Source organism: Streptomyces sp. NPDC059037 (assembly GCF_042740015.1).
GTDB lineage: Bacteria > Actinomycetota > Actinomycetes > Streptomycetales > Streptomycetaceae > Streptomyces.
Genome location: NZ_JBHYIG010000109.1, coordinates 1 through 11045, shown reverse-complemented (window position 1 = coordinate 11045; position 11045 = coordinate 1). Strand labels below are relative to the sequence as shown.

15 protein-coding genes and 1 pseudogene are annotated in these 11045 nt (G+C 72.0%); 6 read left to right on the top strand and 10 right to left on the bottom strand.

Translation table 11 applies throughout. The features are described from left to right. Positions 1-2: 2 nt before the first annotated feature. Complete coding sequence (locus ACFWY6_RS22645; RefSeq protein WP_360763797.1) at positions 3-887, bottom strand: SDR family NAD(P)-dependent oxidoreductase; 885 nt, start codon at positions 885-887, stop codon at positions 3-5. A gap of 1 nt (position 888) precedes the next feature. Further along, positions 889-1686, bottom strand: a complete 798-nt coding sequence (locus tag ACFWY6_RS22640; protein WP_384693187.1) for an acetoacetate decarboxylase family protein — start codon at positions 1684-1686, stop codon at positions 889-891. Positions 1687-1782: 96 nt separating this feature from the next. On the opposite strand from ACFWY6_RS22640, the gene ACFWY6_RS22635 reads away from it, so the two are divergent. The 5 genes from ACFWY6_RS22635 (at position 1783) to ACFWY6_RS22615 (ending at position 5515) form a co-directional block, all read left to right on the top strand. Next, the gene (locus ACFWY6_RS22635; RefSeq protein ID WP_384693184.1) at positions 1783-2433 is read left to right on the top strand and encodes a TetR/AcrR family transcriptional regulator; all 651 of its coding nucleotides are present in this window, start codon (positions 1783-1785) and stop codon (positions 2431-2433) included. A 31-nt stretch (positions 2434-2464) separates the two neighbouring features. Next, a complete protein-coding gene (locus tag ACFWY6_RS22630) occupies positions 2465-3517 on the top strand; it encodes a DEDDh family exonuclease (RefSeq protein ID WP_384693181.1) in 1053 nt (350 codons plus the stop codon). A gap of 90 nt (positions 3518-3607) precedes the next feature. After that, a complete protein-coding gene (locus tag ACFWY6_RS22625; RefSeq protein ID WP_135331724.1) occupies positions 3608-3841 on the top strand; it encodes a hypothetical protein in 234 nt (77 codons plus the stop codon). Between the two features lie 87 nt (positions 3842-3928). Next, positions 3929-4717, top strand: coding sequence for an SURF1 family protein (locus ACFWY6_RS22620; RefSeq protein WP_384693222.1), 789 nt, complete (start codon positions 3929-3931; stop codon positions 4715-4717). Between the two features lie 42 nt (positions 4718-4759). Beyond that, positions 4760-5515 (top strand): SDR family oxidoreductase, encoded by a 756-nt coding sequence (locus ACFWY6_RS22615; RefSeq protein WP_384693178.1) that lies wholly within the window; start codon positions 4760-4762, stop codon positions 5513-5515. 114 nt (positions 5516-5629) lie between these two features. Here the strand turns inward: ACFWY6_RS22615 and amaP are convergent, their stop codons facing one another. Genes amaP through ACFWY6_RS22590 form a run of 5 tightly spaced genes read right to left on the bottom strand, consistent with a single transcriptional unit; the run spans position 5630 to position 7966 of the window. Further along, the gene (amaP, locus tag ACFWY6_RS22610) at positions 5630-6208 is read right to left on the bottom strand and encodes an alkaline shock response membrane anchor protein AmaP (protein ID WP_384693175.1); all 579 of its coding nucleotides are present in this window, start codon (positions 6206-6208) and stop codon (positions 5630-5632) included. A gap of 7 nt (positions 6209-6215) precedes the next feature. After that, entirely contained in the window at positions 6216-6899 is a 684-nt protein-coding gene (locus ACFWY6_RS22605) for a DUF6286 domain-containing protein (protein ID WP_384693172.1), read from the bottom strand. Next, positions 6896-7240, bottom strand: coding sequence for an Asp23/Gls24 family envelope stress response protein (locus ACFWY6_RS22600; protein WP_266868496.1), 345 nt, complete (start codon positions 7238-7240; stop codon positions 6896-6898). Before ACFWY6_RS22600 ends, ACFWY6_RS22605 begins: the two co-directional genes overlap by 4 nt. Before the next feature lie 3 nt (positions 7241-7243). Then, entirely contained in the window at positions 7244-7432 is a 189-nt protein-coding gene (locus ACFWY6_RS22595; RefSeq protein ID WP_135335341.1) for a hypothetical protein, read from the bottom strand. A 42-nt stretch (positions 7433-7474) separates the two neighbouring features. After that, positions 7475-7966 (bottom strand): Asp23/Gls24 family envelope stress response protein, encoded by a 492-nt coding sequence (locus tag ACFWY6_RS22590; RefSeq protein WP_384693169.1) that lies wholly within the window; start codon positions 7964-7966, stop codon positions 7475-7477. A gap of 89 nt (positions 7967-8055) precedes the next feature. Between ACFWY6_RS22590 and ACFWY6_RS22585 the strand changes: the two genes are divergently transcribed. Beyond that, positions 8056-8793, top strand: coding sequence for a nucleopolyhedrovirus P10 family protein (locus ACFWY6_RS22585; protein WP_384693166.1), 738 nt, complete (start codon positions 8056-8058; stop codon positions 8791-8793). 79 nt (positions 8794-8872) lie between these two features. Here the strand turns inward: ACFWY6_RS22585 and ACFWY6_RS22580 are convergent, their stop codons facing one another. The 3 genes and pseudogenes from ACFWY6_RS22580 to ACFWY6_RS22570 all read right to left on the bottom strand — a co-directional run. Further along, positions 8873-9685, bottom strand: coding sequence for an enoyl-CoA hydratase/isomerase family protein (locus ACFWY6_RS22580; protein ID WP_384693163.1), 813 nt, complete (start codon positions 9683-9685; stop codon positions 8873-8875). A gap of 168 nt (positions 9686-9853) precedes the next feature. Next, on the bottom strand, positions 9854-10075 hold the full coding sequence (locus ACFWY6_RS22575; RefSeq protein ID WP_055550175.1) for a helix-turn-helix domain-containing protein: 222 nt from the start codon (positions 10073-10075) through the stop codon (positions 9854-9856). 381 nt (positions 10076-10456) lie between these two features. Then, a pseudogene (locus tag ACFWY6_RS22570) lies at positions 10457-10942 on the bottom strand (ATP-binding cassette domain-containing protein); the annotation flags it as partial. Positions 10943-11045: the final 103 nt, after the last annotated feature.

The following is an 11045-nucleotide window of genomic DNA, read 5'->3' as shown; positions in this document are numbered from 1 at the left end:
CTTCAGTCCAGGATGAAGTTCTCGAGATACGCCGGGTCGGCGCGGTCCAGCATCGACCGCGACCTGGCCTTGATCTGCCGGTCGCTGTGCTCGCTCTCCGGAAGCAGCCAGAAGCGGCCGGCGGCGATGCCCTGCGCCACGAAGTCCGCGACCTGCTCGACGGGCGTGAACTCCACCTCCTGGCCCGCCTCCTTCATCGCCGCCTCCCACTGGTCGAGGCTGCGGTAAGGGGTCCTGCGGGGGCGGGACTTGGCGTACCGGTCGGGGCGGTTGCGGTGCGACTCCCAGAGGCCGGTGCGCAGCATGTGCGGCCCGGGGAAGAGCACGGAGGCGCCCACGCGCGCGTGCTCCGCCTTCAGATGGGCGTACAGCGACTCGGTCATCGTCACCACGGCCGCCTTGGTGACCGCGTACACGGATGCGGTGGGCAGCGGCGCGATGCCGCCGTCGCCGGATGAGGTGTTGACGACATGGCCGGGCTCGCCGCCCGCGATCATGCGGGGCACGAAGGCCTGGATGCCGTGGAAGACGCCCCATACGTTGACCTCGAAGGCCCACTTCCAGTCGTTCGGCTCGTGCTCCCACATGCGGCCCTCCGCGCCCGAGCCGACACCCGCGTTGTTGCACAGCACATGGACGGCGCCGAACGTCTCGTACGCCGCGTCGGCGAGGGCGAAGACCTGCTCGCGCGAGCCGACGTCGACCACGCGCGCGTGCACGCTCGCCCCGTCCTCGCGCAGCCCGGCCGCCGCCTTCTCCAGGGCGCCCTCCTCGACATCGGCGAGCACCACCTTCAAGCCTTGTGCCGCGAACCGCCGCGCCATGGCGAGGCCGATGCCGCTCGCCGCGCCCGTGACGACGGCGACCTGCCCTTCGCGCAACTCCATCTCAGACGCTCCCCTCTGGCGGGCCGTCGAGGATCTGCTGCGGGTCGTCGTAGCGCTGGTGGATGTAGGGCAGCAGGGCCTGCGCGCTGACCCGCTCGACGACGCGGCCCTTCTGGTCGGTGGTCTTCTCGCCGATGGTGATCTCGACGACCGCGCGCACGGGGAGGTCCGCGATCGGGTCGTACATCGACTCGCGCAGCACGATGTCGCCGGTGACGGCCTCCAGCTTGCGGACCTTCTCGTTGCGTACGCAGTGCACGAGCACCGGGTCCGCGTCGAAGCCCGAACCGTCCACTCCGGGAAGGAACTTGAAGTAGAAGTCGGTCTTCTGGGCCGGCTCCGGGAGCGGCAGCGGGCCGCTGACCGCGCCGCGCACCTCGACGAAGGCGATGCCGTGCCGGGCGAGCCGGGCGCCGACGACCAGGCCGTCGCGCTCCACCTCCACCTCGCCGAGCTTCTTCGGCTCCCCGAAGACCTCGCGCCCGCCGATCAGGGCCCGCTCGTGGGTCATCGGCATGACGAGCGGATACCAGCCCTCCACTCCCCCGTGCTCGGCGGCCACCGCCACCGAGCCCGCGCCCAGCGGATAGCCCGGCAGGTCGACCTTGCTGATGTTGGCCCGCACCAGGGGTCGGTGCGTGGGCTTGAGCGGTGGCGGAAGGACCGCCGCCACCGCGTCCGGGTCGCTCTCCCAGACGGCCACCACACCGGTCGACCAGATGTCGGGGAGCTTCGAGCTCGCGGTGCGCGTCGCGGCGATCTCCGCCTCGGTGCGCGCTCCGTACCGTACGCGTGCCATGTCGTACCACCCTTCGTCAGCGCGGGACTCGGGCCCGCGGCGGGGACTTGCGGGAGGTCTTGCGGAAGGTTCTGTAACACAGTTACAACAGGAGCCGTGAAGAGTGAAGAGCCGCGTCACGAAGGAACGCGCACGCATCTCAACCGGGAGCAGGTGCTCGCCACGGCGGCCGCGCTCGTGAAACAGCACGGCCCGCAGGGCCTGACGATGCGCAAGCTCGCCGCCGAGCTCGGCACCGCCGTCACCTCGATCTACTGGCACGTGGGCAACCGCGAGTCGCTCCTGGACGCGCTCGTCGAGCGCACCGTCGCCGACCTGCGCGAGATCCGCCCCTCCGGAAAGACCCCGGACCGGCGCATCGTCTCCGTGGCGCGCGCCCTGCGCCGCGAGCTGCGCGACCATCCGCACCTCGTCGCGATGGTCCACGAACGGGGCCTCACCGAGCGGATGTTCCTGCCCGCTCAGCGGGTCCTGGTGCACGAGGTGCACGCGGCGGGACTGCGCGGCGCACGCGCGGCCGCCGCCGTGCGCGCCGTCCAGGTCCATGTCGTCGGCCACGTCCTGGTCGAGCGCAACCGCGAACGGGCGCCGGTGCAGCGGCCCGGCGAGGAGGAGCTGTGGACGGTGGAGACCGCCGAGGACGATCCCGAACTCGCCCGCGCGCTCGCCGCACCCGTCGACCCGGAGGCCTTGTTCACGGCGTCCGTGCGCGCGCTGGTGGCCGGACTCCTTGGACCGGGGACCTGACTGTCAGTCGTGGCCCGTATCCTCAGGGACCATGCTCGAAGACCAGACGACCGCAGCGTCCGCAGCCCCCTGGCCGGCCGCGTATCCCTCCGGATACGCGGTCGTCGACGTGGAGACCACAGGGCTGGCCCGCGACGACCGCATAGTGTCGGCTGCCGTCTACCGGGTGGACGCCCAGGGCGAGGTGGAGGACCACTGGTACACGCTGGTCAACCCGCAGCGCGATCCGGGCCCCGTCTGGATCCACGGACTCACCAGCACGATGCTCGCCGACGCGCCGCTCTTCAAGGACATCGCCGACGAGTTCGCCGCGCGCCTCGCGGACCGCGTCCTGGTCGCGCACAACGCCGTCTTCGACTGGTCGATGATCGCCAGGGAGTACGCACGCGCGGAGCGCACCGCCCCGGTGCGCCAGCGCCTGTGCACGATCGCCCTCTCCAAGGAGCTGCGGCTCCCGCTGCCCAACCACAAGCTGGAGTCGCTCGCCGCGCACTTCGGGGTCGAGCAGCGCAACGCGCACAACGCACTCGACGACGCGCGCGTGCTCGCCGAGGCCTTCCGGCCGAGCCTGCGCGCCGCGGCGAGCGAAGGGGTGCGGCTGCCGCTCCTCGAGTGCCGTCCGCTCACCGAGTGGTCCGACGGCGCGGCGCGCATCGTCCGCCAGCCGACAGGACCGGGCTCCGCATCCTCGCCATCCTCGTCATCCTCGTCGTCCTCCTCGTATTCCTCGTACTCCTCGTACTCCTCGTACGGCCAAGGGAGTTGGCGCCCCTCACGCAAGCGGCCCGCCTGCCCCTACCCCAACCCGGGGCGGTACGAACCGGGCAAACCGCTCCAGCAGGGCATGCGTGTCGCGTTCTCCGGGGACACCTCGACCGAGCGCGAGCTGCTCGAGGACCGCGCGGTGGAGGCCGGACTGCACATCGCGACGAGCGTGTCGCGGCTGACCAGCGTGCTCGTCACGAACGACCCGGATTCGGGTACGTCCAAGACCACCAAGGCGCGGGCGTTCGGCACCCCGGTCATCGACGAGGCGGCCTTCGGCCAGCTCCTCCAGGACGTCGCTCCGGCGGCGGAGGGCTGAGCCGACGGGCGGGTGTCAGACGGGTGATTGTCGCGCCGCGCCCCGCCTGCCCGCTCGCATGCGGGCGCCGTGCGTCCCACCCTGTGGCGCATGGCACGTTGCGAGGTCTGCGGAAACGACTACGGCATGTCCTTCGAGGTGCACGCGCAAGGCGCGGTGCACGTCTTCGACTGCTTCTCCTGCGCCATTCACCGCATGGCGCCCATCTGTGAGCACTGCCGGTGCCGGATCATCGGCCAGGGCGTGGAGGCCGACGGGCAGTGGTACTGCGGTGCGCACTGCTCGCGGGCGGAGGGGCAGGTGGGCATCGTCGACAGGGTGTGACCCGGCCTCTCCCCCACGGCCCTCCGCGGCTCCGTTCCGGAGTACCCCACTCCCGTGCACCCCACGACCGAGTTGTACCGTCGTGGGGTGTACCGCTTCCTGTTGACCCGGCAGTGGGTGATCCTCACCCTCGTCGCCCTCGTTCTCATCCCCACGATGATCGAGCTGGGCTTCTGGCAGCTGCACCGCCACGAGCACCGCGTCGCACAGAACGCGCAGATCTCCAAGGCGCTGGACGCGAAGCCGGTCCCGGCGGAGCGGCTCACGTCCCCCGGCCACGCCGTCTCGCACGACGAGCGCTACCGGCGGGTGAGCGCGCAGGGCACGTACGACACGGAGCACGAGGTCGTCGTGCGGCGCCGCACGAACTCCGACGAGGAGATCGGCTTCCACGTCCTGACGCCGTTCGTCCTCGACGACGGCAAGGTGCTCCTCGTCAACCGGGGCTGGATCCCGGCGAACGGGCCGCAGACCGCGTTCCCGAAGGTTCCCCCGGCGCCCAAGGGCGAGCTGACCGTCACCGGCCGGCTGATGGCCGACGAGACGTCCGCGAAGAGCGGCATCAAGGACCTCCAGGGCCTTCCGGACCGTCAGATCATGCTGATTAGCAGCGGACAGCAGGCGCACAGCCTGGGCAAGCAGGTCCTCGGCGGTTACATCGAACTGACCTCGCCGGAACCCCCGTCCGGCTCCCCCCAGGTGATCGGCGAGCCCGAGCACGGCGACATCGGCCCGCACATGGCGTACGCGGTCCAGTGGTGGCTGTTCTGCGCGGGCGTCCCCATCGGCTGGGTGATCCTGGTCCGCCGCGAAGTGCGGGACCGCGCGGCGGCGGCCGCGGAGTCCACGCCGGAGGCGACGCCCGCGACGGTGTGACGGGCCTCGCGTTCCCCCGCCGCGACGCGGCAAAATAGCGCCATGGATCTTGGACTGAAGGACCGTGCCTACGTCATCACCGGCGCCACCCGCGGCCTGGGCAACGCCGCCGCGCGTGAGCTGATCGCGTACGGCGCGAAGGTACTCATCACCGGGCGGGACGAGAAGACCGTCGCGGAGGCGGCGGACGCGCTGGGCCCCGACGCGGCCGGCATCGCGGCGGACAACGGCGACCCCGCCGTCGCCGGGCGGCTGATCGATGCCGCGCGGGAGCGGTTCGGGCGGTTCGACGGGGTGCTGATCAGTGTCGGGGGTCCTGCGCCGGGGTTCGCCGCCGACAACACGGACGAGCAGTGGGAGTCGGCGTTCGAGTCGGTCTTCCTCGGGGCGGTGCGGCTTGCTCGGGCGGCCGCGGCCGAGCTCGGTGAGGGGGGTGTCATCGGCTTCGTCCTCTCCGCGTCCGTGCACGAGCCGATTCCGGGTCTGACGATCTCCAACGGGCTGCGGCCGGGGCTTGCCGGCTTCGCCAAGTCGCTCGCCGACGAGCTCGGGCCGCGGGGCATTCGCGTCGTCGGACTCCTGCCGGCCCGGATCGACACGGATCGGGTGCGGGAGCTGGACGGGCTCTCGGCGGATCCCGAGGCGACGCGGGCGGCGAACGAGGCCCGCATCCCGCTGCGGCGCTACGGCACCCCGGAGGAATTCGGCCAGACGGCCGCGTTCCTTCTCTCTCCCGCGGCGTCCTATCTGACGGGGGTCATGCTGCCGGTGGATGGTGGGGCGCGGCGGGGGTTCTAGGCGGTTTCTTTCCTCGGACGGGCTGAAACATCTGCCGGGCAATCGGGTGGGTGCGCGGGAAAAATCCGCCGCGAAGCGGCGGTCTAGAACGAGGGCCGGGGGCGGAGCCCCCCCTCAGCTCACCCGCTCCGCCCGATGCTTCACCGCCCGCAGTTGCACGACCGCCGGCAGCTTCGCCAAGCCCGCGGAGTCGCGCGCGTGCGCCAGCGCCTCCGCCGAGAGGCGGTGGAGTGCCTCGCCCGGCGTCGCGTGCGGCTCCAGGAGGAGGGACACCCGCGCCTCGGGGGCGTTGCGGCGGCCCGTCAGGGAGACCGCGGCCCGCTGCACACCCTCCAGCGATTCCGCCTCGCCCGCGAGTACGTTCTCCAGGGCCCGCCCCCGCAGCAGCGCCCCCTCCCCGTCCCCGGTCTCCACAAGGACCTCCGCCAGCCTCCGCCGCCGCAACTGCGCGGAGAGCCACCACAGGGCGAGCAGCACGCACACCGCGAGCACGCCGATGACCGTGGGCCAGAACCAGCCGTCGTCCCGCCACCGCTCCCGGTCCGCGTCGCTGAGCAGGACATCGCGCTTCCCGTCGTGCACCCACCACGAGGGCGGGCTCGCGCCGAGGCCGATGGCGAGCACCGAACCGCCGAGCACCAGCAGGACGAGGCCCAGCAGACCGAGCACCACACGGTTGACCGTCTTCAGCATCGCGGGTTCAGCCCTTCCTGCCCGGCCGTGCGACGCGCACCGAGAGCGCGGGACCGCGGCCGAGGCCCAGGTCCTTGATGCCCTCAGCCAGCGTGGCGTCCAAGTCGCCGCGTACGTCGTCCAGTTCGCGGAAGTGCGAGATCGCGTGCACGTCCACCTTGGAACGCTTCATGCGGACCCGCACCGACTGCACCCCGGACACGTCCATGGCCCGGTCCCGCAGCACCATCGCCGCGGCCCCGCGGTCGAGACCGGCCCGTACGTCGGCGTCATCGCGCCGCATGGCGAGCACGGCCCGCAGCCCCGGCGTCGCGGCGAGCACGATCAGCCACACCCCGGCGGCCGCCGCGACCCCCGCACCGGCAAGGACCGACGTACTGTCCAGCGGCCGCTCGGCCAGCTCACGGGCGAGGTCGCGCCGCCACGCCATCGCCGAGTGCCCGGCGCGCACGGCGGCGATGTCGTACAGCAGAAGCCCCGCACCGCCGAGGACCAGCAGGGCGAGGACGGCGGCGGGAACGCGCCGGGACGACCAGAAGCGGGTCGCCTTGGTGTCGTCGGCCAGCGTGGGCGGCGGATCGTAGGAGGCCGCGGACGCCGACTGGTCGAGATCGCTGCCGGCCCGCTCGATGACCGGCACCGGCTGTGTGCGACCACCGCCCTCGCCCTCGGGCCCCTGGGTCTCACTCATCGCGTCCTCCCCCGCGCCGCGGCGCGCACCTGTGCCGAGTGCAGCCGCTCGACCTGGACCGCGACCTCGGGCACTTCCATCCCCGCCAACGCCTTTACCCGCTCGGCGACTCGGCGACGCACCGCACCGCACTGCGCGCCGATGTCCGAGGGGTAGTCCAGTTCCACGCTGATGCGCACGCGCGCCACATCATGGCGCACGGTGACCGTCGCGTGCGGCGGCGAGCCGTCGGCGGGGACCGTGCCCAGCGCCTCGCGCGCCGCCCGCGCTGCGATCTTCGCGACGACCCGGTCGGCGATCCGGGTCGCGCCGCGCCACCCTGGAGCGACCTGTGCCGCCACGGCTCACCGCCGCCGGTCGTCGCCACGGGTACGGAAGAAGTCGCCCGGGTCGAGGTCGCCCTCGAGGAACCGGCCGGCGACAAAGCCTATGGCGCCCAGGGCCGCCACCAGAAGGAACGCCCCGAACCCGCCGAAGTACCCGGCGAAGCCGAGCGCCATTCCGGCCACCATGCCGATCACGGCCATGCTCATCGCGCGCTCCTTAGCAAGACGACTTCGAGCAGGACGGCTGCGTCACTGGAGGCGGCCTTGCGGCTCATCGTCTTCCTCGTCCGGCAGCTTCACATCGCTCACCGCGATGTTGACCTCGACGACCTCAAGACCGGTCATGCGCTCGACCGCGCCGATGACGTTCTCCCGTACTGCGTGGGCGACATCGGCGATCGAGACCCCGTACTCGACGACGATCTCCAGGTCGAGCGCCGTCTGCACCTCGCCGACCTCGGCCTTCACGCCGCGCGACACGGACTTGGAGCCGCCGGGCACCCGGTCGCGGACGGCGCCGAAGGTCCGGGCGAGGCCGCCGCCCATCGCGTGCACGCCGACGACGTCACGGGCCGCGAGCCCGGCGATCTTCTCGACGACGCCGTCCGCGATGGTGGTGCGTCCCCTGGTCGCGGGATCTCCGCCGCCGCGCCTGGTCGCGCCGCTCCTGCCCACCGCCTCGCCCGAGGGTTCCTTCTCCAGGCTCTCCTTGGGCCGCTGCCGCTGTCCGGTGTCGGTCATCGCCGTCCCTTTCGAAAGGGGATGTGCTCCTTCGCCCAGACTAAGTGCGGTTGCGCCGCCGCGCGCCAGGGATGCGGCAGGCTGGAGCAATGACCGGTGACGGGTGGACTGAGGCAGTGCGGCGGCAACTCGGCCTGGGGCGGGTGCTGCCGCTCGGCGGACCGGGCGACGGCGTCTGGGTGACGGAGTCGGCGGCGGGCGCGGTGCTGCGCCGTGCGGCACAGGGGGTGAGCGGTGTGCGGCTCGGCGGCCTGCGCCTTGCACTGGCCGATCCTTCGGACGCGTACGTCGCCTCGGTGCCCGCGCCGCCGAGCGCGCTGCCGCCGGGGCCGCTGCGGATCACGGCGGAGTTCGCAGCGGCCGCGACCGAGCCGCTGCCAGCGGCGGCAGCCCGGCTCCGCGAGGCGCTGTTCACGGCGGCCGCGGACCGGCTCGGCCTGGTGGTCGAGGAGGTGGACCTCGACGTGACGGCCCTGCTGGACGAGGGCGAGGCCCCCGCGGCCGACTCCCCCGACCAGGAGCAGCCACCGGCCGAGTCCAAGCCGCCGTCCGGCAGCGGAGACGAGGCCCAAGTGGCCGCGGCCGCCCTGGACGTGCCCGGCGTGCGCAGGCTGACCGGCGCACTCGGCGGACTCGGCCGCGCGGTGCACATCGAGGAGTCACCGGCGGCGAAAGCGGCCCTGCCGCGCCGCCACGCGCGCGTGGAAATGGCAACGGCCCGCGAGCACCGCGCCCTGGACGTGGCACTTGCGGTCCGAGCGGCGGTCGGCGCCGCACTCCCGGACCACCCTTCGGTGGCGGTCCTGATCACAGCCGTAGAGGACTGACCCGCCCCAAAGGGGCGCGGGGAACTGCGCGCCCAGCCACAAAACACCCGCAGACAGAATCCGCCCGACCAGCGGAGCGTCAGTCGCCGAGCCCCGCAAGGTCCCGCAGCCGCCGCCCCTGCGCCGCGCGCTCGGCGGTGCGCTGCTCCTCGTACGTACGACCGGAGACGCCCTGCAGCAGCGCCTTGGTCTCGATGACCGCGTCGCGCGGCGCGGCGAGCAGCGCGGCCGACAGGTCGCTCACGGACGCGTCGAGCTGGTCCGCGGGCACGACAAGGTTGGCGAGGCCGACGCGCTCGGCCTCGGCCGCCTGGACGAACCGCCCGGTGGCGCAGATCTCCAGCGCGCGGGCGTAGCCGACAAGACCCACGAGGGGGTGCGTGCCGGTGAGGTCGGGCACCAGGCCAAGGCTGGTCTCGCGCATGGCGAACTGCACGTCGTCCGCGACGATCCGCAGGTCACAGGCGAGCGCGAGCTGGAAGCCCGCACCGATGGCATGCCCCTGGACGGCGGCGATGGACACGATGTCGCTGCGCCGCCACCAGGTGAACGCCTCCTGGTACTCGGCGATGGTGGCGTCGAGGACGCCGTCGTCGCCGCGCGCGAGGTCGATGAAGGACGGCTCACCGTCGAAGCCCTCGGGCGTGAACGCCTGGCGGTCGAGGCCCGCGGAGAAGGACTTGCCCTCACCTCGGAGCACGACGACGCGGACACTGCCCGGCAACATCCGGCCTGCCTCGGCCAACGCCCTCCACAGCGCGGGAGATTGGGCGTTGCGCTTGGCCGGGTTGGCCAGCGTCACCGTGGCTACGGCCTCGTCGACAGTCAGGCGTACGCCGTCCTTGTCGAGTACCGGTGCGGGTCCGCCGAGTTCACTGCCGGGCGAAACCATGGGGGCCTCCGATGGTGGTGTGCGGTCGGTGCGGGCACACACGTGCGCCCGTAAGTGACTGCACAGTAACCACCCGGCCGATCAGGGGTCACCCCCAGGTCCCTTAAGGGCTCTGGGGGACGATCGGCCCGGTGGCCACCGTCGAAGCCGGTGAACAGCCCGCCGCCGTCAGCCGGCCGCGGCCTTCTTGCCTCGCGTCGCCCCGCCGCGTCCCCGCAGCGTGACGCCGGATTCGCTGAGCATGCGGTGCACAAAGCCGTACGAACGGCCGGTCTCCTCGGCCAACGCCCGGATGCTCGCACCGCCGTCGTACTTCTTCTTCAGGTCTGCCGCGAGCTTGTCGCGCGCGGCGCCGGTTACCCGGCTGCCCTTCTTCAGAGTCTCGGCCACCCGTGCCTCCTCATGGGAAGTGCGCTCTGGACTTCTCATGATCACCCCTCCCGGGCTTCCTGGCCACCCATTCGGCAAGGTCCGTACGACAAGGTTTGCCGCTCAAGAACGGGCCACCATGAGCGGAATTATCAATTCCGCGCATCGAATTCCGTACGGCCGAATGGATTGTCGAGCGAAGTGCCAGGTCAGCGCGGTGGCGGGCGAGAAACGCGGTCAGCGCCCGCCACACAGGGGAAATCCGTGTATCCCACACCTCGGTACGAGGCGGCCTCACACAGATGAAGGATCACGGATCGGCCGAATGATCCATACGCAGTGGATCAGTTATTCGATCAACCAAACTGGACCCCTCACGCGAGGCCCATGGGCCGGGAGAGATCAGGCGAGTGCGACCAGATCCGCGTAGTCCTGGCCCCACAGGTCCTCGACGCCGTCGGGCAGCAGGATGATCCGCTCCGGCTGGAGGGCGTCCACCGCGCCCTCGTCGTGCGTGACGAGGACGACCGCGCCCTTGTACGTGCGCAGGGCGCCGAGGATCTCCTCGCGGCTCGCCGGGTCGAGGTTGTTGGTGGGCTCGTCGAGGAGCAGGACGTTGGCGGAGGAGACGACCAGGGTCGCCAGGGCGAGGCGGGTCTTCTCACCGCCGGAGAGCACGCCCGCCGGCTTGTCGACGTCGTCCCCGGAGAAGAGGAACGAACCGAGCGTCTTGCGCACCTGGACGAGGTCGAGGTCCGGGGCGGCCGAGCGCATGTTCTCCAGGACCGTGCGCTCCGGGTCGAGGGTCTCGTGCTCCTGGGCGTAGTAGCCGAGCTTGAGGCCGTGGCCCTCTATGACCTGTCCGGTGTCCGGGGGGTGGGGGGCCCCCCCCATGCCGGGGCGGGGGGGGGGTTGCGCCCCCGGGAGGCGCCCCCTGTCGCCCCCGGGGGGCGCGGGGGGTGGGGGGTCGGGCAACTAGTCTCTATAAAGA